Annotated in this window: 21 protein-coding genes and 1 pseudogene; 6 read left to right on the forward strand and 16 right to left on the reverse strand. The window is 44.2% G+C overall.

Features of this window, described 5'->3' with window-relative positions; genetic code table 11:
* The first annotated feature begins 91 nt into the window (after nucleotides 1-91).
* The 3 genes and pseudogenes from PluTT01m_RS20005 to PluTT01m_RS20015 all read left to right on the forward strand — a co-directional run bounded on the left by PluTT01m_RS20005 (nucleotide 92) and on the right by PluTT01m_RS20015 (nucleotide 1,801).
* A complete protein-coding gene (locus PluTT01m_RS20005) occupies nucleotides 92-370 on the forward strand; it encodes a type II toxin-antitoxin system TacA family antitoxin (protein WP_011148027.1) in 279 nt (92 codons plus the stop codon).
* Nucleotides 367-891 carry a GNAT family N-acetyltransferase gene (locus PluTT01m_RS20010; RefSeq protein ID WP_011148028.1) on the forward strand — a complete coding sequence of 175 codons (525 nt, stop codon included), beginning with the start codon at nucleotides 367-369 and terminating at the stop codon, nucleotides 889-891. The genes PluTT01m_RS20005 and PluTT01m_RS20010 overlap by 4 nt, the downstream gene beginning before the upstream one ends.
* A 140-nt stretch (nucleotides 892-1,031) precedes the next feature.
* A pseudogene (locus PluTT01m_RS20015) lies at nucleotides 1,032-1,801 on the forward strand (transposase).
* 239 nt (nucleotides 1,802-2,040) lie between these two features.
* Here the strand turns inward: PluTT01m_RS20015 and PluTT01m_RS20020 are convergent.
* From PluTT01m_RS20020 to queA, 13 genes are all read right to left on the reverse strand, one after another.
* Nucleotides 2,041-2,289, reverse strand: coding sequence for a type II toxin-antitoxin system YafQ family toxin (locus PluTT01m_RS20020; protein ID WP_228956753.1), 249 nt, complete (start codon nucleotides 2,287-2,289; stop codon nucleotides 2,041-2,043).
* Entirely contained in the window at nucleotides 2,261-2,533 is a 273-nt protein-coding gene (locus PluTT01m_RS20025) for a type II toxin-antitoxin system RelB/DinJ family antitoxin (RefSeq protein ID WP_011148029.1), read from the reverse strand. Before PluTT01m_RS20025 ends, PluTT01m_RS20020 begins: the two co-directional genes overlap by 29 nt.
* A gap of 279 nt (nucleotides 2,534-2,812) precedes the next feature.
* A complete protein-coding gene (gene pgpA / locus PluTT01m_RS20035) occupies nucleotides 2,813-3,304 on the reverse strand; it encodes a phosphatidylglycerophosphatase A (RefSeq protein WP_011148030.1) in 492 nt (163 codons plus the stop codon).
* A complete protein-coding gene (gene thiL, locus PluTT01m_RS20040; RefSeq protein WP_011148031.1) occupies nucleotides 3,297-4,286 on the reverse strand; it encodes a thiamine-phosphate kinase in 990 nt (329 codons plus the stop codon). Before thiL ends, pgpA begins: the two co-directional genes overlap by 8 nt.
* 100 nt (nucleotides 4,287-4,386) lie before the next feature.
* Nucleotides 4,387-4,803: a transcription antitermination factor NusB gene (gene nusB, locus PluTT01m_RS20045; protein WP_011148032.1), complete on the reverse strand. Its 417-nt coding sequence runs from the start codon at nucleotides 4,801-4,803 to the stop codon at nucleotides 4,387-4,389.
* 26 nt (nucleotides 4,804-4,829) lie between these two features.
* Nucleotides 4,830-5,300 (reverse strand): 6,7-dimethyl-8-ribityllumazine synthase, encoded by a 471-nt coding sequence (ribH, locus tag PluTT01m_RS20050; protein WP_011148033.1) that lies wholly within the window; start codon nucleotides 5,298-5,300, stop codon nucleotides 4,830-4,832.
* 126 nt (nucleotides 5,301-5,426) lie between these two features.
* Complete coding sequence (ribD, locus tag PluTT01m_RS20055) at nucleotides 5,427-6,536, reverse strand: bifunctional diaminohydroxyphosphoribosylaminopyrimidine deaminase/5-amino-6-(5-phosphoribosylamino)uracil reductase RibD (RefSeq protein ID WP_011148034.1); 1,110 nt, start codon at nucleotides 6,534-6,536, stop codon at nucleotides 5,427-5,429.
* A gap of 4 nt (nucleotides 6,537-6,540) precedes the next feature.
* A complete protein-coding gene (gene nrdR, locus PluTT01m_RS20060) occupies nucleotides 6,541-6,990 on the reverse strand; it encodes a transcriptional regulator NrdR (RefSeq protein WP_011148035.1) in 450 nt (149 codons plus the stop codon).
* A gap of 115 nt (nucleotides 6,991-7,105) precedes the next feature.
* Nucleotides 7,106-8,074 carry a protein translocase subunit SecF gene (secF, locus tag PluTT01m_RS20065; RefSeq protein ID WP_011148036.1) on the reverse strand — a complete coding sequence of 323 codons (969 nt, stop codon included), beginning with the start codon at nucleotides 8,072-8,074 and terminating at the stop codon, nucleotides 7,106-7,108.
* 10 nt (nucleotides 8,075-8,084) lie between these two features.
* Complete coding sequence (gene secD, locus PluTT01m_RS20070) at nucleotides 8,085-9,932, reverse strand: protein translocase subunit SecD (protein ID WP_011148037.1); 1,848 nt, start codon at nucleotides 9,930-9,932, stop codon at nucleotides 8,085-8,087.
* A 27-nt stretch (nucleotides 9,933-9,959) separates the two neighbouring features.
* Complete coding sequence (gene yajC, locus PluTT01m_RS20075) at nucleotides 9,960-10,289, reverse strand: preprotein translocase subunit YajC (RefSeq protein WP_011148038.1); 330 nt, start codon at nucleotides 10,287-10,289, stop codon at nucleotides 9,960-9,962.
* 91 nt (nucleotides 10,290-10,380) lie between these two features.
* The gene (tgt, locus tag PluTT01m_RS20080; RefSeq protein WP_011148039.1) at nucleotides 10,381-11,505 is read right to left on the reverse strand and encodes a tRNA guanosine(34) transglycosylase Tgt; all 1,125 of its coding nucleotides are present in this window, start codon (nucleotides 11,503-11,505) and stop codon (nucleotides 10,381-10,383) included.
* A gap of 150 nt (nucleotides 11,506-11,655) precedes the next feature.
* A complete protein-coding gene (gene queA / locus PluTT01m_RS20085) occupies nucleotides 11,656-12,723 on the reverse strand; it encodes a tRNA preQ1(34) S-adenosylmethionine ribosyltransferase-isomerase QueA (protein WP_011148040.1) in 1,068 nt (355 codons plus the stop codon).
* A gap of 104 nt (nucleotides 12,724-12,827) precedes the next feature.
* Here queA and PluTT01m_RS20090 point away from each other — a divergent pair, with 104 nt between their 5' ends.
* From PluTT01m_RS20090 to ggt, 3 genes are all read left to right on the forward strand, one after another.
* Entirely contained in the window at nucleotides 12,828-13,424 is a 597-nt protein-coding gene (locus PluTT01m_RS20090) for an acyl carrier protein phosphodiesterase (protein WP_011148041.1), read from the forward strand.
* 284 nt (nucleotides 13,425-13,708) lie between these two features.
* Complete coding sequence (locus PluTT01m_RS20095) at nucleotides 13,709-14,311, forward strand: peroxiredoxin C (RefSeq protein WP_011148042.1); 603 nt, start codon at nucleotides 13,709-13,711, stop codon at nucleotides 14,309-14,311.
* Nucleotides 14,312-14,530: 219 nt separating this feature from the next.
* Nucleotides 14,531-16,291: a gamma-glutamyltransferase gene (gene ggt / locus PluTT01m_RS20100; protein ID WP_011148043.1), complete on the forward strand. Its 1,761-nt coding sequence runs from the start codon at nucleotides 14,531-14,533 to the stop codon at nucleotides 16,289-16,291.
* Between the two features lie 130 nt (nucleotides 16,292-16,421).
* Here the strand turns inward: ggt and brnQ are convergent, their stop codons facing one another.
* From brnQ to phoB, 3 genes are all read right to left on the reverse strand, one after another.
* Nucleotides 16,422-17,753, reverse strand: coding sequence for a branched-chain amino acid transport system II carrier protein (gene brnQ / locus PluTT01m_RS20105; RefSeq protein ID WP_011148044.1), 1,332 nt, complete (start codon nucleotides 17,751-17,753; stop codon nucleotides 16,422-16,424).
* A 350-nt stretch (nucleotides 17,754-18,103) separates the two neighbouring features.
* Nucleotides 18,104-19,444: a phosphate regulon sensor histidine kinase PhoR gene (phoR, locus tag PluTT01m_RS20115; protein WP_011148045.1), complete on the reverse strand. Its 1,341-nt coding sequence runs from the start codon at nucleotides 19,442-19,444 to the stop codon at nucleotides 18,104-18,106.
* 23 nt (nucleotides 19,445-19,467) lie between these two features.
* Nucleotides 19,468-20,157 carry a phosphate regulon transcriptional regulator PhoB gene (phoB, locus tag PluTT01m_RS20120; RefSeq protein WP_011148046.1) on the reverse strand — a complete coding sequence of 230 codons (690 nt, stop codon included), beginning with the start codon at nucleotides 20,155-20,157 and terminating at the stop codon, nucleotides 19,468-19,470.
* Nucleotides 20,158-20,504: the final 347 nt, after the last annotated feature.

Below are 20,504 nucleotides of genomic sequence, written 5' to 3' on the forward strand. Positions count from 1 at the left end.
TACGGTACTTGTACGCTTTCATTATGTACATTTTGCTAATAGGCACACCTTAGTGTACAATTTCAATGCGTATAAATAGGAGGGCGTAACAATGCCTCAGATCCCAGTAGAAACTAACGACCGAATGTCGCTACGTATTGCCTCAGAAGAAAAGTCGCTGTTGATGCGTGCAGCCGCTTTACAACATACCAACTTGACTGAGTTCGTGCTCCGCAATGTGATGCCAGCAGCACGGAAAGTTATCGACGAGAACGAACGGCTGGAGCTGACCGAAAGAGATAGTTTGCATGTTCTGGATCTTTTGGATAACCCACCGGCACCCAATGATAAATTGTTGGCCGCAGCATTTGCCTTGCCGAAACAATCATGATGCTACCAATCTGGCACGAAGAACCTATAGGCAAACATCATGATCGTGGTGCTTTTGACTGTGGTGATGAGGCGTTGAATCAGTTTTTACATCGCCATGCAAGGCAGAGCCATGAGAAAGGTGGGGCAAAAACCTACCTTGCAGTTAGCAAGAACAATGGAACGGTATTAGGTTACTACAGTCTAAGTCCCGCTTCTATTGCTTATGAACGTGCACCGGAAGTGATTAAACGTGGTCTGGCTCGACATGAAGTGCCAGTATTTCGGCTTGGCCGTCTGGCTATAGATCTTTCAGTACAGAGTCAAGGACTCGGTGGTCAGTTGTTGCTAGCCGCTGGTCGGCGCTGTTTATTGGTGGCCGCACAGGCTGGCGGGGTTGCATTGCTGATTGATGCCAAGAATGAGCGTGTTGCCGAGTGGTACGCCAGCTATGGTGCTATTCCGCTATTAGATGCCCACCTATCTTTGCTGTTACCATTCAAAACAATACATGCAGCTCTAGTCACTGCGGGGAAGCTTTAAATGAACGAAGCAACCAATCACAATAAATTACAACCACCACCAGATATCTCTGTTAAGCGACAGGGAAACGCCTATGTCATATTTAACCTGAGTTCTGGATAAGAAATTGACGAGAAGCCTGTTCCGGGAGCAAAATTTTGGTGAACGCCGAAAACAGCTCCGGGGAGGAACAGGCCAAGGATAAGTTAGTGGAAATTTTCTGCGATGTCGACGATTTTTGCCGTTTTTTCATCCCTCAGTGGACACAGTTTTGCCTTGATAACGGATACCGTCTACGTCACCGCCAAGGTCGCATGTCTCCCAGTGAAATCATGACTATCCTGATCCTCTTTCATCTATCACATTACCGTGATTTTAAACATTTTTATCTGGAGCATATTTGGAAATATCACCACAATGATTTTCCCACCTTGCTCAGTTATACCCGTTTTATTCGTGTCGCGCCTTCCGTTTTGGCACCACTGTGCAGTTATCTGACTCAATTAAAAGGGAAACCGACTGGCATTGCTTTTATTGATTCCACCAGTTTGGGTATTTGTCATAACATCCGCATTCCCCGTCATCAGGTTTTTGAGGGGATCGCAAAACGAGGAAAAACCTCGATGGGATGATGTGATGGACGTCCCCTTTTTCAGCGGTAAAGAGTGTCACTTTCATCACGAAGAAACGTCGTAACATGAAAGCGCGTATGCTGGCAGAGTGGGATAAAATCATGTTATCAACGCGTTTCATCATAGAAACCATCAATGATCAATTAAAGAATATTTCTCAAATAGAGCATTCGCGCCACCGAAGTATAACGGGATTTCTGTTGACCGTTTTAGGTGGTGTGATTGCTTACTGCCTTAAATTAAAAAAACCATCACTGAAAATTTTCTACTCAGAAGACGATTTTCCAGTGATGGTTTAAACAGAATTCGGGTTAATTTAGAAAAACTTTACTGCTGCGTCGATGACTTTTGCCAAAAATTTCTAACACTCCCTATAAACCAATACTTCTTTCATCCCTCTAAGCTTCTAATTCCTTGAAAATCTGCGTCATTGTGTCACTCAGAACTTCCACTAAATTCCTTTATCACTCGAACAATTCCGCATGTGTACCGGTTCTGACAAACTCGATTGCATTTTTCTGTTCGTCCAAAAGATAAATTAAAAGAAAATCCCCCCAATATGACACTCTCTAAATCCAGCCCAATCTCCGATTAACTCATGATCTTTATATTCAGCTCCTAGCGGTGAATCATTAGCAATGAGGAGCATTACAACAGATTTTAATCGGTGCATGTCATAGCGCCCAGAACGGCTCAATCGTTGCCAATCTTTACCGAACTGTTTTGTATAGTCTGAGCGACGCGGAAAGCTAGCGCGCTTACTTGCCGCAGTCTTTTTCAATGTCATGAATTAAATCATCCGCATCGTTAAAACGTGCATTCATTGAGCTTCTCGCCTCATTCATAGCCTCAACAGTAACTCTGTTAGGGATTTTCTTGATCTCGAAAGGTAGCGCCTTTTCTTTGGCCACCATCGTTACAGCAATGCGTAGAAAGTCAGACATTTTAATCCCAATAGCAGCTAAAACATCGGTTGCCTCTTGCTTAATTGCTGGGTCTATACGTGTGCGAACATAAGTTTCAGTACCCATTTAATACCTCGTACATGCTGATTTTTGTAGTACAATCGTAGTCCTAATTTTGATATTAGGCAATCTTAGCCCAGAGAAGAACATGCTGAAGTATAAAGCAAAAAATGAGTCCCTCTTTAAGGGGCATTATACAGTCTGTCTGCTAACCAATTATATTTTGCACTATGCCACGCTGACATCTCATAGAATCCAAGGCAACGATATTACCTTTCAGTGGCAATCTGTTCAGGCGTTCGGGAATTGTAGTAATTTCATTAGGCTTTCCATCTACACCACACCTCAGAAAATAAAAATCTGATAAAACGCCAGTAACCAAACAATCACGAAAGAAAATCCAGCAGCGATAACATCATCCAACATGATGCCTAATCCACCATGAACATAGCGATCAAACCAGCGAATTGGCCACGGTTTCCACATATCCAGAATACGAAACACTATAAAACCGGTCAAAACCCACTGCCAGTTAACCATAGGGATTGCCATCAATGTGATCCACATACCGATAAATTCATCCCAGACAATACTACCATGGTCATGAACCTTCATATCATCAGAAGTACGCTGACAAATCATTATGCCGAAAAACATCCCAACAATAATAACCAACCAGCAAATCCATTCCGGAAACTGAACCAGTAATAACCAGAATGGAATAGCCGCTGCCGATCCCATTGTCCCCGGCACCACGGGCGACAGCCCACTACCAAAACCTGTCGCTAATAGATGCCAGGGATTACTCATCCGTAAACGATGCTTTGCCTTATCCATGTGCTTCCTCGGTAATAAAGTGATCGAACCCTTTCAGATCTAATTTAATCTCTTTATTATTGCTGTAATAACGAATACCCTCTGATTCCGCCATAATCTGTCCAACACAGCTAAAACCAGCACCGGTATGCGCCAACGCAATTTCCAACGCACCACGATTCCTCTCTGGGACAGTAAAACACAATTCATAGTCCTCACCACCACTCAAAGCCCACATTAAAGCTTGTTGTGGTTCAACGTACTGTTTCATTGCATCAGAGTAAGGAAGCGCATCCAGATTTATTCTGGCTCCACATCGGCTGGCTTTCAGAATGTGACCTAAATCAGAAATCAAACCATCAGATAAATCAATTGCTGATGTTGCCAAGCCACGTAGTGCTTGCCCTTGTAAAATACGAGGCTGCGGCCTGAGATGGCGCTGAACCAACCAGTTGTGAGATACCGGATCAAAAATTTGCAAACGATTTTGTAACAGAGCCAAACCCGCCGCACTATCCCCCAGCGATCCACTCACATAAATCCAATCGCCATTTTTTGCGCCAGTACGCCGTAACGCCCTGCCTGCGGGAACTAAACCATGAATCGTCAACGTCAGACTCATCGGACCGCGGGTAGTGTCACCACCAATAAGCTGCATACCATAATAACGCAACTGCTCAAACAGACTGTCACTGAAACCACTCAGCCAGCGTTCATCCACTTCCGGTAATGTTAACGCTAATGAAAGCCAGGCAGGATCAGCGCCGACTGCGGCCAGATCACTCAGATTCACAGCAAGAGATTTGTAAGCTAAATCTTCAGGAGAAATATCAGGTAAAAAATGAACGCCTGAAACTAAGGTATCCGTACTAACCGCCAATTGTTGTTTATCGGCTAGTGTCATCAGTGCGCAGTCATCACCAATACCTAAATTTACATCACGCCGGTTAATCTCCTGGCGATCAAAATAACGTGCAATGAGGTCAAATTCGCCACATGCCATAATAAAATCCCAAAAAGTTACTGATGATCACGAACATAAGGCCGGTATCCCGGCCTTACAAATCATCGTCTACGGTGGGAAAAACCCGACAAGCAGTAGCTTATCTTTTTCTGCGTACTGCCGGGCCAGATTTATCCAGTACCCCGTTTACGAACTTGTGGCTATCTTCAGCACCGAAGACTTTTGCCAATTCGATAGCTTCGTTAATAGCCACTTTATAAGGGACATCATCACGATAACTTAGTTCAAACATAGCAATACGCAAAATGGCTTTTTCTACCTGACCTAACTCTTCGAGCTGACGGGAAAGATAAGGGGCCATCAAAGCATCCAGCTTAGCCGCATTTACAGCTACTCCTGACAGCAATTCGCGAAAATAGGTTACGTCAACACCAGTGACGTCCTGCTCCGACAGAAACTGTAATTCAACATCAGCAATGCTATTGCCAGATAATTGCCATGAATATATAGCCTGAACAGCGCACTCACGAGCACGACGACGAGCAGCAGGTTTCACAAGATTCCCCTTAATTAAAACTAAAATCAGCCTTTAATGGCATTAATTACATTGACCATTTCCAGTGCGGTTAATGCGGCTTCTGCGCCTTTATTACCCGCTTTGGTTCCAGCACGCTCAATCGCCTGTTCAATGCTTTCTGTGGTCAGAACACCAAACGCTACTGGAATTTCACTAGCCATCGCTACACTAGACAGACCAGAACTGCATTCACCAGCAACGTATTCAAAATGAGCGGTACCACCACGGATAACTGTACCTAGCGCGACAACAGCGTCATATTTTTGGGTTTCGACCAATGTCTTCACTGTTAATGGCAACTCGTAAGCACCAGGAACCCAGACAACAGTGATATTCTCTGAAGCAACCTGACCGATACGCTCAAGCGCATCCACCGCTCCTCCTAACAGACTGTCATTAATGAAGTTGTTAAAACGTGCAATGGCAATCGCCACACGAGCTTGTGGAGCTGCAACAACACCTTTGATTACGTTCATAGCCTTCCTTCCATCTGTTCATATCCGCAGGGGGGCGGATTCTATCATATTCTTTCGTTAGCTGCGCCTGCCGATTTAGCAGCAGAGCATAAAAACAGGCAAACTCACCCACACTCACATATTCAGTCAGTATACAGGCCGCAGATGCAGACGAAGATCAGGCCCAACTTGCTGTACATCGAAAATGTCAAATTCCGGTGCCTCTGCCAGATTTTTGAGTTCAGGAATAGTGAACAAACCACGAGCCGTATCACCTAGCACTTTTGGCGCAACATAAAGAACCAATTCATCCACCAACCCTAAAGTTAGCAATGCGCCTGCCAGCAATGCCCCACACTCAGTCCAGACTGTGTTGATCTGGCGCTTACCCAGCTGCATCATCAATGACACCAAATCTACCCCAATACCATGAGCAGGTAACAGTATCTGTTCTACATTTTCAGATAAGTCATGTTCATCTACTTTAGTGCGAGCCAGCCAACAATAACCGGGCTGCTGTATGACCTGATGCTGGGGGCTAACACGATTCTGACTGTCAACAATAACACGTACCGGTTGACAAAGATTTTCCTCGGGATAAACCGCCTGAATTTCTGCGTCCAATTCACTCCAACGAACTGTCAAGTGAGGATCATCAGCTAAAACAGTGCTACTGGAACTCAGAATCGCGCTACATTGAGCACGGAATTTTTGCACATCACAGCGAGCTTGTGGTGATGTAATCCATTTACTTTCACCAGAAGCTAATGCCGTTCGGCCGTCGAGAGAAGTCGCCATCTTCAACTGAATATATGGAAACCCGGTACGCATCCGCTTCAAAAACCCCCGGTTGAGAGATTCAGCTTCTTCCATCATCAGTCCATGTTCTACTGCAATACCAGCCTGTTGCAGCTTATAAAGCCCTCTTCCTGCTACCTGTGGATTGGGATCCTGCATCGCCGCAACCACACGGCTAACGCCAGCCGCAATCAACGCATCGGCACAAGGCGGGGTCTTACCGTGATGGCTGCATGGCTCAAGCGTGACATAAACAGTTGCGCCTTTAGCTTTATCTCCGGCTATCTGTAACGCGTAAACCTCAGCATGCGGCTCACCAGAACGTAAATGAAAACCTTCCCCAACAATTTGTCCATCATGCACAATCACACAACCAACGTTAGGATTAGGTGACGTGGTAAAGCGCCCTTGACGCGCCAATTCCAAAGCGCGCGCCATATATTTTTTATCGTTATTCACTGGTTCAACCTTGTAATCTAGCAATCTCTTCGCCAAATTCACGAATATCTTCAAAGCTGCGATAGACAGAAGCAAAACGGATATAGGCGACTTTATCCAATTTCTTCAATTCATCCATAACCAGATTACCAATCATCTTGGATGGAACTTCCCGCTCACCGGTAGCACGTAACTGAGATTTAATATAGCTAATCGCCATTTCTACATCATCAGAACTGACTGGGCGCTTTTCCAGTGCTTTTTGCATACCACGGCGCAATTTCTCTTCATCGAACGGCTCTCGGATATCGTCACTTTTTATTACTCTAGGCATAACTAGCTCAGCCATTTCAAAAGTGGTGAATCGTTCATGACACTCAAGACACTGGCGCCGTCGGCGCACCTGCGAGCCATCCCCTACCAAACGAGAGTCAATCACTTTGGTATCAACAGCAGCACAAAATGGGCAATGCATATCGTTTCCTGATGGTTAATCCGAACTAAATTTACAGTTTATCCTTAATCTGAATAAAAAACACCCTGTCAGTCGGATACTCACAGGGTGTTTGAACAGCATCAAGGCAGAATAATTAAGGCAGTAAAGATGGCTGATCAGCTCCTTCCTTCTCAACCTTTTGCTGGATCATGTGTTCACGCTTCATACCCAGTTTCAACGCTAAAGCGGAAGCAACATAGATAGAAGATACCGTACCGATAGAAACACCAATTAACATCGCTAGTGAGAAACCCTTCAACATTGCACCACCGAAAATATACAACATCAGCACCACCAGTAAAGTTGTTGCAGATGTCATGATTGTACGGCTCAATGTTTGCGTCAGAGAGACGTTCATAATTTCATACGACGTACCACGACGGATCTTACGGAAATTCTCACGGATACGGTCAGAAACCACGATACTGTCATTCAATGAGTAACCGATAACTGACATCAGCGATGCCACAATGGTCAGGTCAATCTCGATACGGAACAATGACAGAACCCCTAGCGTGATGATGACATCATGGGCAAGCGCAAGAACCGCACCCAATGCTAAACGCCATTCAAAACGGAACCCAACATAAATCAAGATACAGATAAGCGCCGCCAGCAACGCCATTGCACCATCTTGGGCGAGCTCAGCACCGACACTCGGCCCAACAATTTCAATACGATTGACACTCGCATCTTTATCAATGGTGTCATTAATGACTTTAATAACCTTTTTACCCAGTTCCTCATTCGCCGCACCCGTAACTGGTGGCATACGCACCATTACATCACGGCTACTACCGAAATTTTGCAACAGCGGATCTTCAAAGCCCGCTTTTGCCAGGTTATCACGCATCTTATCCAGATCAGCAGATTGACTGAGTTTGATTTCAATTACCGTACCACCGGTAAAATCGAGTCCCCAGTTAAACCCGCGAGTTGCCATCACAAAAACAGAAGCTACCAACAGCAGCAACGAAATTCCGAAAGCAACGTTGTCCCAGCGCATAAAGTCATAGACTCTGCGACCGTAGTTCAATTGTTCAACAGTATAATCCTGTGCCACAACGTGCTCCTTAAATTGACAGCTTCTTAATACGCTTACCGCCGTATAGCAGGTTAACGATTCCTCGCGTACCTACAATAGCGGTGAACATAGAAGTCGCGACACCAATTGACGTTGTTATCGCAAAGCCTTTAATTGACCCGGTACCAACAGCATAAAGAATGACCGCCGTAATCAACGTGGTCAAGTTAGCATCAATAATACTGGAGAAAGCGCCTTTATAACCTTCATGTATCGCTTGTTGGACTGTCCGGCCATTACGCAACTCTTCTTTGATACGTTCGTTGATCAGCACGTTCGCATCAACCGCCACCGCCAGCGTTAGCACAATACCCGCAATCCCCGGCATGGTTAACGTCGCCCCTGGTAACAGAGACATGATACCAACAATCAGCACCAGATTAGCCAACAACGCACTGCTCGCAATCACGCCGAATTTGCGATAGTAAATCACCATAAACAGAATTGATGCAATTAAGCCCCACAGACAAGCCTCTAAACCTTGTTCAATGTTTTGCAGACCAAGGGTTGGCCCAATAGTACGCTCTTCTACAATCTGAATCGGCGCGATCAGAGCACCCGCACGCAACAATAAGGATAACTGACGCGCTTCGGTTGCGTTGGAAAGGCCCGTGATACGGAAACTGTTCCCCAGACGAGTCTGAATATTAGCAATGTTAATCACTTCTTCATGTTTAACTAACACCGACCGACCATTAGCATCTTTCTTACCGCTGTCTTTATATTCCACAAACAATGTCGCCATTGGCTTACCAACATTGTCTTTGGTGAAATTAGACATCGCTGTGCCACCGGCACTGTCCAGTGAAATACTGACCTGTGGATTACCATATTCATCGGTATCCGGGATTGAATCTGTAATGTGATCACCGGTCAGAATAACACGTTTATATAACACAACCGGATTACCATCACGAGTGCTCTTCACCTCAGAATCACCTGGCACACGGCCTGATGTAGCTGCGGTAGAGTCAATACCGGTATTGACCAGACGGAATTCCAACGTTGCTGTCGCACCAAGAATCTCTTTTGCACGAGCAGTATCCTGAATACCCGGTAATTCAACCACGATACGGTCAGCGCCCTGACGCTGAACCAATGGTTCAGCCACACCCAGTTGATTAACACGGTTACGCAGAATGGTAATATTCTGCTGCACCGCATAAGAGCGGGCTTCGCGCTGACGTTCATCACTCATCACCGCTTTCAGAGTATTATTGCTTCCAATACTGAAAACTAAATCACGGTGACGGCCAGTAAGATAGTTTTCCGCCTCAGACCGTGCTTTCTCATCACGGAAGCGGATTTCTACACCGTAATTATCAATTTTACGGGCAGTGGAGTAAGGAATACCTTTTTCACGCAAATCAGTGCGCAGGCCATCAATATTCTGCTCTTGCAGTTTGCCTAATGCGGTTTCCATATCCACTTCCATCAGGAAGTGCACCCCACCTCGCAGATCAAGACCCAGTTTCATTGGTTCGGCACCAACCTTACTTAACCAAGTTGGTGTTGCTGGTGCCAGGTTCAGTGCCACCACGTACTGATCGCCTAATGTGGACACCAATGCTTCACGGGCACGAAGCTGAATATCGGAATTATCGAAACGAGCAAGAATCGCACCATTTTCCAGCGCAATAGATTTACTCGCGATTTGATTTTTTTCTAAAACATTATGGATTTGGACCAGCGTTTGCTCACTGGCGGCAATGCCTCGCGCGCCAGTGATTTGTACAGCCGGATCCTCACCATAAAGGTTGGGAAGTGCATAAAGCAAACCGATGAGGATCGCAGCGATCAGCATCAGATACTTCCACAAAGGATAACGGTTTAGCACGGCAGTTCCCTTCGGGAAAATCAGAAATTACAGAGCTTTCATTGTACCTTTCGGTAAAACGGCAGCGACGAAATCACGTTTAATGGTCACTTCAGTAGTGTCATTCAGTGCTACAACGATATAACCCGTGTCAGAAACTTTTGTGACACGACCAATCAAACCACCATTGGTCATCACCTCATCACCTTTGGAAATAGAATCCATCAGCTTTCTGTGTTCTTTGGTACGTTTCTGTTGTGGACGCAGGATCATGAAATAGAAGATCAAGCCGAAAACGACCAGCATGATGATCAAAGAATATGGGCTTCCCTGAGCCGGTGCGCCAGCAGATGCTGCTGCTTCAGAAATAATACTCATTAAACTTCCCTCATTGTTATCAAATTCAATAGTAATCAAAAACCAGCCGCAATATGCTATACCCACTGAAACCAGTCAATCACTACTTAAGTCAAATACTTAATGCCGGAACGGGTTTACCAATCCGTTGATAAAAATCTTCAACAAACTGTTCAAGATTACCTTCCTCAATGGCCTGACGGATCTTAGCCATCAGGCGCTGATAATACCGCAAATTATGGATAGTATTCAGCCTTGCACCGAGAATTTCGTTACAACGGTCAAGATGATGCAAATATGCCCGACTATAATTCCGACAAGTATAACAGTCACACTGCTCATCCAGTGGCGAAGTATCCTCTTTATGTTTGGCATTACGGATTTTAATCACACCATGGGTCACAAAAAGATGACCATTACGGGCATTACGGGTTGGCATCACACAATCGAACATATCAATGCCGCGACGAACTCCCTCCACCAAATCCTCTGGTTTTCCTACTCCCATCAGATAGCGCGGTTTGTCTTGCGGGATTTGCGGACAGACATGTTCAAGAATGCGGTGCATATCCTCTTTAGGCTCCCCTACCGCCAGACCACCTACAGCGTATCCATCAAAACCAATCTCCACCAGACCTTTTACTGAGATGTCACGTAAATCTTCATAAATGCTTCCCTGAATAATACCAAACAAAGCATTTTTATTCTGTAGTTCATCAAAACGCTTACGACTACGCGCAGCCCAACGTAACGACATCTCCATCGAACGTTTCGCATAATCCCAATCAGCAGGATATGGCGTACATTCATCAAAAATCATGACAATATCAGAACCCAAGTCATACTGGATTTCCATCGATTTTTCTGGGCTGAGGAAAACCGGCGTACCATTAATTGGGTTACGGAAATGTACACCTTCCTCTTTGATTTTACGCATGGCGCCAAGGCTGAATACCTGAAAACCGCCTGAATCCGTCAAGATTGGACCATGCCATTGCATAAATCCATGCAGATCGCCATGAAGTTTCATGATTTCCTGCCCTGGACGCAGCCACAAATGGAAAGTATTGCCAAGCAAGATCTGCGCACCGGTTTCTTTCACTTCTTCCGGTGTCATTCCTTTTACTGTGCCATAAGTCCCAACTGGCATAAATGCCGGCGTTTCTACCACGCCACGCTCAAAAATCAGACGACCACGACGAGCTTGACCGTCGGTAGTTTGTAATTCAAATTTCACTTAACCTCCAGGCATCAGATAAACAGTCCGATGCTGTTGTTCAAAATCAGACAAAGTTGAAATTTACCGTTGAACTGAGATATTCACATAACACTATTTTCAACAACTTCAATAATATATTCCAGTCAATGCCATAATCATTACATTGAATTAAGAAATCTTTTCCTTGCAAGCGAAGGGATTACGACGAATAAACATAGCATCACCATAACTAAAGAAACGATATTTTTCTGCAACCGCCTCTTGATAAGCATTCATCGTATTTTTATAACCCGCAAACGCAGAAACCAGCATAATAAGTGTCGATTCCGGCAAATGGAAATTAGTAATCAACGCGTCCACAACCTGATATTCAAAACCCGGATAGATAAAAATTTGCGTGTCATTAAAAAATGGCGCAATTAACTCATCCTGACAGGCTTTTGCGGCACTTTCCAGCGATCGAACTGACGTTGTGCCAACGGCAACAACTTTGTTACCTCGCGCCTTACATGCCAGCACAGCATCAACCACATCCTGTGGCACTTCTGCATACTCAGCATGCATAATATGGTCTTCAATGGTCTCCACCCGCACAGGCTGGAAAGTACCCGCACCAACATGCAATGTCACAAAAACCATCTCCACGCCCTTTTTACGCAGCGCTTCCAATAATGGCTCATCAAAATGAAGACCGGCCGTTGGTGCAGCTACCGCTCCGGGCCGTTCACTGTATACAGTTTGGTACAACTCACGGTCTGCCTCTTCATCAGGACGATTAATATAAGGCGGCAAAGGCATATGACCTATGTCATCCAAAATGGACAACACATCACGTTCATCATCAAAACGTATTTCGAACAAGGTATCATGACGGGCCAACATGGTTGCTTTAAGACTTTCATTGTCACCTAATAACAGCTCAGTTCCCTCTTTTGGCGCTTTGGAAGCACGCACATGTGCAAGTACCCGCTTATCATCCAACACCCGTTCAACCAGCACTTCCAGCTTACCGCCCGTAGCTTTTCGGCCGAAAATACGCGCAGGTATGACGCGGGTATTATTAAAAACCAGTAAATCTCCGGCATTCAGCTTATCGAGAACATCCGTAAAAATACCATGCGTTAATGCCCCCGTTTCACCATCAAGCGAGAGCAAACGACAGCCACTACGTTGTGGTTGAGGGTAATGAGCAATCATTTCGTCAGGAAGTTCAAAAGTAAAATCGGAGACACGCATTATATTTAATCATTCAGAAAAACAAGCGGACTAGTCTAGTGCCGCAGCCCTGAGGGTGCAACAAATAAGCACATAACTTCGCGGATTTATATTATAATTGCCGAATGAATTTTCTCGCTCACCTTCATTTAGCAACTCTGGCTGACAGTTCCTTACTAGGAAATCTGATGGCTGATTTTGTGCGCGGTAATCCAGAGGGACAATACAGTGCTGATGTGGTTGCAGGTATTCGTATGCATCGGCGTGTTGACGTATTAACAGATACCCATCCACTGGTTATTCAAGCCCGTCATTTATTCAGTAATTCATATCGACGGGTTGCGCCGATTACTTTAGATATTATCTGGGATCACTTCCTCTCCTTGAATTGGGATAAACTGGTTCCCACTTACTCATTACCGGCATTTATTCACCATGCTCGTAGTCAGATTGAACCTCATCTTTATTACACTCCCGAAAAATTTCAGGAGCTGAATGCGTTTTTATGGCGGCAAAACTGGCTGATCCGTTATGCAGATCTTGCATTTATCGCAGATGTATTAAAAGGCATGGCTCGAAGACATCCCAGATTATCGGCTTTATCTGGATCATTTCAGGATATAGAGCAACATTACGCTGATTTCGACGCACTATTCTGGCAATTTTATCCCTATATGATGGAAAAGGCAGAAAATAAGGATTTTTACTGCTTACCCCAATAGACGTTTATGTTCAAAATATCACCTTCATTTAATACACACCGTAGAACTCCCCCTTTCTAGCTAATACAACCTGTGTCAGACTGAGCAAATATGCACCACAGCTTATGAAGCAAGCAGTCTCATCCTAGCACGCAGAAAGACATGACAGTAAAGAAAATAAAAATAAGGTATTGATAGGTAAAATCTATTGCAAAGATTAGTATTTTATCCTTTATTGGTGTACGCTAATTCCTTATTCTATATCCAATTTTTACATAAACCCCGCAAAACTACAGGAGTAACTCATGGTTCTGGTAACTCGTCAAGCCCCTGACTTTACAGCAGCAGCGGTCCTCGGCAACGGCGAAATAGTTGGGAATTTCAACCTGAAAAAACACCTAAATGGTAAACCTGCCGTTATCTTTTTCTGGCCAATGGACTTTACTTTCGTATGCCCTTCTGAGCTGATCGCATTTGACCACCGCTACGAAGAGTTCAAAAAGCGCGGAGTGGAAGTTATAGGTGTTTCTTTTGATTCTGAATTCGTCCACAACGCATGGCGTAAAACTCCTGTCGATCAAGGTGGTATTGGCGAAGTTAAATATGCAATGGTTGCTGATACTAAACGCGAGATTCAAAAATCCTACGGCATTGAGCACCCAGAAGCGGGTGTTGCTCTGCGCGGCTCTTTCCTGATCGACAAAAACGGCGTAGTTCGTCATCAAGTCGTGAACGATCTGCCTCTGGGCCGTAACATTGACGAAATGCTGCGTATGGTTGACGCACTGCAATTCCATGAAGAGCACGGCGATGTTTGCCCTGCACAATGGGAAAAAGGTAAAGAAGGCATGAGCGCATCTCCAGATGGCGTAGCTAAATACCTGTCTCAAAACGCTGCTAAACTATAACCTTAGATATTATCCATAATTAGGCCAGCTGGTTATTCCGGCTGGTTTTTTTTCACTGAAATTCCTCGTTTTGCCACCTTGCGCACAAAAACCCCCTATTCCCAATAACTATCACCACTTACAATTAAATTTACAATTGTTTAACATTAAAATCAGTGTAAATAAAACAAGTCATTACACCGACAAAAATAACCTCACCAAAAGACAGGAGCTTACAACATGTTGAAAACATGGAAAACACCGCTGGTAATAATATCCCTGCTCGTCTCGTCCCACCTTTATGCCGCTTCAGAACCGGCTGTTGAAGCCAAAAATGGTATGGTCGTTTCATCCCAACATCTTGCTTCACAAGTTGGTGTGGATATCCTCAAAATGGGTGGAAATGCGGTTGATGCAGCGGTTGCTGTTGGCTATGCCCAAGCCGTTGTCAATCCATGTTGTGGCAATATCGGTGGTGGTGGCTTTATGACAATTCATTTAACCGACGGTACCGATACTTTTATTAACTTCCGCGAAACCGCGCCAAGTGCAGCAAGTGCCGATATGTATCTGGATAAAGAAGGGAATGTTATTAAAGGAGCCAGTTTATATGGCTACCGCGCGGCGGGTGTGCCCGGAACCGTGATGGGGTTAGACAGCACCCTAAAAAAATATGGCAAGTTGAGCCGTGAACAAGTCATGGCCCCTGCAATTAAGCTGGCACGAGAAGGCTTTATACTGGCCCGTGCAGATACCGATATTCTGGACACCACAATCAAGCGTTTCCGCAAAGATCCAGAAGCAGCTCGTATCTTCCTACGTAAAGATGGCTCTCCTTATCAACCAGGAGATAGATTAATACAAACCGATCTGGCAAATACGTTAGAATTAATTGCTAAAAAAGGGCAAGACGCTTTTTATCACGGAAATATTCCTAAACTGGTCGCCGAAGCCGCTAAAAAATCCGGCGGCATTATTACCGAAGCTGATTTTGCCAATTATAAAATTTCAGAAACAACCCCCGTCACCTGTCACTATCGCGGTTATAAATTTATCTCTTCCCCGCCGCCAAGTTCAGGCGGAGTAACCATGTGTGAAATTCTGAATATTTTGGAAGGTTATAACCTCAAAGAAATGGGATTCAACTCGGCTGATTATATTCACACATTGACAGAAGCCATGCGCCATGCCTACATGGACAGAAATACTTACCTTGGTGATCCAGAATTTATTAAAAATCCAATCGATCACTTACTGAGTAAACACTATGCTGAATCTCTACGTAAAAAAATAGAGCCAGGTAAAGCAACATTATCGGAGAATATTCAGCCGGGTATTGGACCCCATGAGAAGCCAGAAACCACACACTACTCCATTGTCGACAAAGAAGGTAATGCAGTTTCAACTACCTATACTATCAATGGACTTTTTGGTGCTGTCGTCATCGCCCCCGGAACAGGTTTCTTCCTCAATGATGAGATGGATGATTTCACCACTAAAATTGGTGAAAAGAATCTTTATGGTCTCATTCAAGGTGCGACTAACTCTATTGCCCCCGGTAAGCGCCCACTATCCTCAATGAGCCCGACACTTGTCACAAAAGACAATAAGACATTCCTTGTTCTGGGCTCACCCGGCGGCTCCCGTATTATCTCTATTACCTTGCAAACCGCCTTAAACATTATTGATCACGGTATGTCTCCTCAAGAAGCGGTCAATAGCCCCCGTATTCATCACCAATGGTTACCCGATGAAGTTTATTATGAGCAACGTGGTATTTCTAAAGACTCGTTGAATTTGCTAGAAAAAATGGGATATAAAATGGTGGAGCAGATACCATGGGGCGCGGCTGAAGTGATTATGGTCGGTTTACCTAAAACCACTAGCACTTCAGCTAAGTCTTCAGGCAATGATGCCACCGTATCTGGTCAAGTTCGTGAAAACCATCTTTATGGTGCCAATGATGTCCGACGCCCGGCTGGTGCGGCTATTGGCTACTAATGACCAACAGCTAAAAAAATAGCTAATCTGTGTAGGCAATATCGGGATGGGATATCCTTTTTTCAGGAATCCCATCCCATGCTTTCCCTGAACATCTGACGATGGCAAACAGTCAGAGAAACAAACATCATCACTGATGCATTTGAGTCTCACGGGTACCTGAACGCCCTAAAACACGGTCATAAATACCAGCCACAACTAAAACCAACAGGGATGGTGCTAGCCAAGCCAATCCTTGATCCGCCAGTGGTAAACGCGTTGCCCAGTTTGGTAACAAATAAACTAATACTTCGGATGACTTAATCGCATCCAAAATACCAAATATCAGACTAACTAACATTACCGGAGCCAAAATACGAGTAAAATTGTGCCACCAGCACAGCGTAAAACTCAACACAATCAGAACGATACAAGGTGGATAAATAGCTGTCAGTACCGGTATGGAAATCTTAATCAAATGACTCAAACCAAGGTTAGAAGTCAACATGGAGAATCCTCCAAGGATCAGAACCAATGAACGATAAGACAGGGGCAAATAACGGCTGAAAAACTCAGCACATGCACAAGTTAATCCAACCGCAGTCACCATACAGGCAACAAAAATCAGCACAGCCAGGAAAACACTGCCAACACCACCAAAAGTATGATGAACATAGGCATGCAAAATGACCGCACCATTTTCTGCATGAGGCACTAACGATCCACTGCCAGCCCCCAACTTGAACAGGGAAAGATAAACCAGTATCAGACCAAAGCCGGCAATAAAACCTGCCCACATTGCATAACGAGTTAATAATGAAGATGAGGCAACGCCTCTTGAACGCGCAGCGTTAACAATAACAATCCCAAACACCATCGCTCCCAGCGTATCCATTGTCAGATAACCATTGACGAAACCACTGGAGAATGGGATTTGCTGATAAACATCAATCGCGGGAATTGAATCACCGGCTGGCCAAAGTAAAGCAGCAACACCAAGTATACCTAACGCCAACATCTTGATGGGTGCTAACACATGCCCGACAGTATCAAGCAAACGGCCTGGGTAAAGGGAAACAGCAATTACCAGAACAAAATAAATAAGACTGTAGATAAACAGGGATAACTCGCTGGTACTGGTAAGCGGGGCGATGCCTACCTCAAAAGAGACCGTTGCGGTCCGTGGGATAGCGAATAAAGGACCAACAGCCAAATAACAAACTGTCGCCAGCAGCAAACCAGCAACTCGACCAATAGGTGAACTCAGCTCTTCAATACCACCGCCAACTTTTGCCAATGCGATGATTGTAATGACGGGTAAACCAACCGCAGTCGCTAGAAAGCCTAGTGCTGCTAACCAAACATATTCACCTGATTGTAACCCCACCATAGGGGGAAAAATAATATTTCCCGCCCCGACAAACAGAGCAAAAGTCATAAACCCTAATGCCCAAATATCCTTAGATGATAAACGATGTGTCATAATGATTATTAATGTTTTGTTACCATATTTAATGGCCTGAATAATATAAATATCATCAACAGTTAAGCCCATATTGACAATATTGAACCCTAATTTAACGATTTATTATCAAAACAATATTCACCAGGTATCTGTTGAAGACAGATTATAGTGACCATGATAGATAGAATCGCCAACAACTGCCCACAAGTAAAACTTTTATAGTGCCAGAAGGCAATAGATAAACCAGAATGCAGAAGTATATGCCGCACTCTTTTTCAAAACTAGTGATTGCTGTTAGCTATCATTGAATAAACACTATATGATTTGCGTTTTTTTTAACCTGAAAAAATAATAATCAATTACGAAGATTAATTATTACTGTTAATCAAACTATTCCTATCTCTTCTGCTGGTTATTTTGACAGGTACAATCAATCCGGCCGGAAAAGTAAAACTAAAGATCGTCCCTTTGCCTATTTCGCTGGAAACTTTAAGATGAGAATGGTGATGATGTAAGGCATGTTTAACAATCGCAAGACCAAGACCACTTCCTCCAGTTTGTCTGGAACGCGCTTTATCTACTCGATAAAAACGTTCGGTCAAACGAGGTAGATGTTCAGCACTGATACCTTGCCCATTATCTTTCACTGTAAATTCAGCACCGTGGGAATTCTTTTTCCAACTGACATCAATTTGAGTCCCTTTAGGAGTATGGTTAACCGCGTTATAAACCAAATTCGACATTGCACTGCGAAGCTGCTCTTCATTACCGAATACTTTTAGATCTTCACCAATATCAAAATTAATCTTATAACATTCATTACCTAGCGCAATCGCTTCCTGACGCAATACTTTAAGCATCAAAGGCACATCAACGACTTCATTCATATCAATTTGGGGAGCGACTTCAATTTTGGACAGTTGCAACAATTGTTTCACCAAACCGTCCAGCCTCCGGGTTTGTTCCTGCATCGTATTCAGCGCTTTCTTATTTAGCGAACTATCCTCTGCTGCCTGATCCTGCATCACTTCCAAATAACCCTGCAAGACGGTTAGAGGGGTACGCATTTCATGACTAACATTAGCAAAAAAGTCACGACGGGCATTTTCCAGTGTTCGCTTCTGAGTCACATCTCTGGCAACCATTAAGAACTGCCCCTCAGAATAAGGCATCACCCGGAACTCAACAACGAACCCATTATTTAATTCAATGGATAAAGGGCGCGAAAAATCTCTGGAAAGGATATATCGGCTAAAATCAGGGTAGCGAAGTAAATTAAAAATATGCTGTCCATTGTCTTCAGGCCAACGAAAACCAAGTAAATGTTGCGCTAAACGGTTACACCAGAAAATATTACCTTCCGTTGTCATCATCACAATAGCATCGGGTAATGATTCCGCCCCGCTACGAAACCGTTTGATCAACAGCGCCAGCTCACGACGCCGCTTTCGATTCCGTTGCTGCATCTGGTGAATACCATAGAAAATTGGCTCCCACCCTCCTCTCCCCGACGGTGGCAACATACTGCGATCCAACCATAGCCAATTCGAAAGTTTCAGCAAGTTATAACCATGCCATATCAGCACCAAAAATACCGAAACCAATAAACACCAGGACAAATGACCAATAAATATCGCCAGAATTAACGCAGGCAAACAAAAGAGAAACAGTTCTGAAACCAGTTTTTTCCAAGATAGACGTTCTAACACATTAGATTCTCCGGTGCATGGACTTAGTAACGGGTAGAAAAACGATAGCCCGTACCACGAACGGTCTGCACCATTTTATCATGGCCGCCAATCTCTAATACTTTACGTAAACGGCGAATATGAACATCAACAGTTCTATCTTCAACATAAACATTTGCTCCCCAAACATAATTAAGCAACTGTTCACGGCTATAGACTCGCTCAGGGTGAGTCATAAAGAAGTGCAGTAATTTAAATTCCGTCGGCCCCATATCCAGTGCTTTATCCCGGCTGGTCACCCGATGGGACGTTGAATCCAAAACTAAACCATCCATTTCGATGATATCTTCCATGACCATCGGTGAAATACGCCGTAATACCGCTTTAACTCTGGCAACCAGCTCTTTAGGAGAGAAAGGCTTAGTGATATAGTCATCTGCCCCAACTTCGAGGCCACGCACCCGATCTTCCTCTTCACCACGGGCAGTCAACATCATCACCGGAATATCGCGAATATTATTATTCCGTTTCATCTGCTTAATTATCTGCAAACCAGAACCACCGGGGAGCATCCAATCCAATAACACTAAATCAGGATAGGGTTCAGATAAACATGCCAACGCAGAATCATAATCCTCTGCTTCTACCGGCTGATACCCGTTTTTTTCCAGAACAAAACAGACCATCTCACGAATCGGAGCTTCATCTTCAACTACCAGAATGCGTCTTGCCATGATTAGTCCCGTTAATATATTGAGATATACCCGTTATCCTTCAAGTTGCCTCTTTGTTGGCTGCACTCGCTCACCCCGGTCACATAGTTTGCTATGTTCCCGGGGATTCACTCCCTTGCCGCCGCGATTCATCTTGAAATCCATAGGGTATAAACGTTACTTAGTTTGAAAAAGCATTATGCGTCAGTTTTATGACAAATTTATGAAATCCTGCCTTGGTTATCTTCTCTCTGCAATCGATTTCGCAATAATTAATTTAACAATTGCCATATTTCATAATGAATGCGAAGCCGCTCGTAGATATATTCACGAAATCAGATTTAAAAGCGACATCCAAAATATAACGA

It is taken from the genome of Photorhabdus laumondii subsp. laumondii, assembly GCF_003343245.1.
Classification (GTDB): Bacteria; Pseudomonadota; Gammaproteobacteria; order Enterobacterales; family Enterobacteriaceae; genus Photorhabdus; species Photorhabdus laumondii.

Bases quoted from the DNA above. Each gene is read 5' to 3' on its own strand.
- yajC (WP_011148038.1), bottom strand. From the start codon at position 10,289: ATGAGTATTATTTCTGAAGCAGCAGCATCTGCTGGCGCACCGGCTCAG.
- PluTT01m_RS20020 (WP_228956753.1), bottom strand. From the start codon at position 2,289: ATGACATTGAAAAAGACTGCGGCAAGTAAGCGCGCTAGCTTTCCGCGT.
- PluTT01m_RS20095 (WP_011148042.1), top strand. From the start codon at position 13,709: ATGGTTCTGGTAACTCGTCAAGCCCCTGACTTTACAGCAGCAGCGGTC.
- pgpA (WP_011148030.1), bottom strand. From the start codon at position 3,304: ATGGATAAGGCAAAGCATCGTTTACGGATGAGTAATCCCTGGCATCTA.
- PluTT01m_RS20010 (WP_011148028.1), top strand. From the start codon at position 367: ATGATGCTACCAATCTGGCACGAAGAACCTATAGGCAAACATCATGAT.
- PluTT01m_RS20025 (WP_011148029.1), bottom strand. From the start codon at position 2,533: ATGGGTACTGAAACTTATGTTCGCACACGTATAGACCCAGCAATTAAG.
- ribH (WP_011148033.1), bottom strand. From the start codon at position 5,300: ATGAACGTAATCAAAGGTGTTGTTGCAGCTCCACAAGCTCGTGTGGCG.
- PluTT01m_RS20005 (WP_011148027.1), top strand. From the start codon at position 92: ATGCCTCAGATCCCAGTAGAAACTAACGACCGAATGTCGCTACGTATT.
- thiL (WP_011148031.1), bottom strand. From the start codon at position 4,286: ATGGCATGTGGCGAATTTGACCTCATTGCACGTTATTTTGATCGCCAG.
- nrdR (WP_011148035.1), bottom strand. From the start codon at position 6,990: ATGCATTGCCCATTTTGTGCTGCTGTTGATACCAAAGTGATTGACTCT.
- ggt (WP_011148043.1), top strand. From the start codon at position 14,531: ATGTTGAAAACATGGAAAACACCGCTGGTAATAATATCCCTGCTCGTC.
- brnQ (WP_011148044.1), bottom strand. From the start codon at position 17,753: ATGACACATCGTTTATCATCTAAGGATATTTGGGCATTAGGGTTTATG.
- queA (WP_011148040.1), bottom strand. From the start codon at position 12,723: ATGCGTGTCTCCGATTTTACTTTTGAACTTCCTGACGAAATGATTGCT.
- phoB (WP_011148046.1), bottom strand. From the start codon at position 20,157: ATGGCAAGACGCATTCTGGTAGTTGAAGATGAAGCTCCGATTCGTGAG.
- PluTT01m_RS20090 (WP_011148041.1), top strand. From the start codon at position 12,828: ATGAATTTTCTCGCTCACCTTCATTTAGCAACTCTGGCTGACAGTTCC.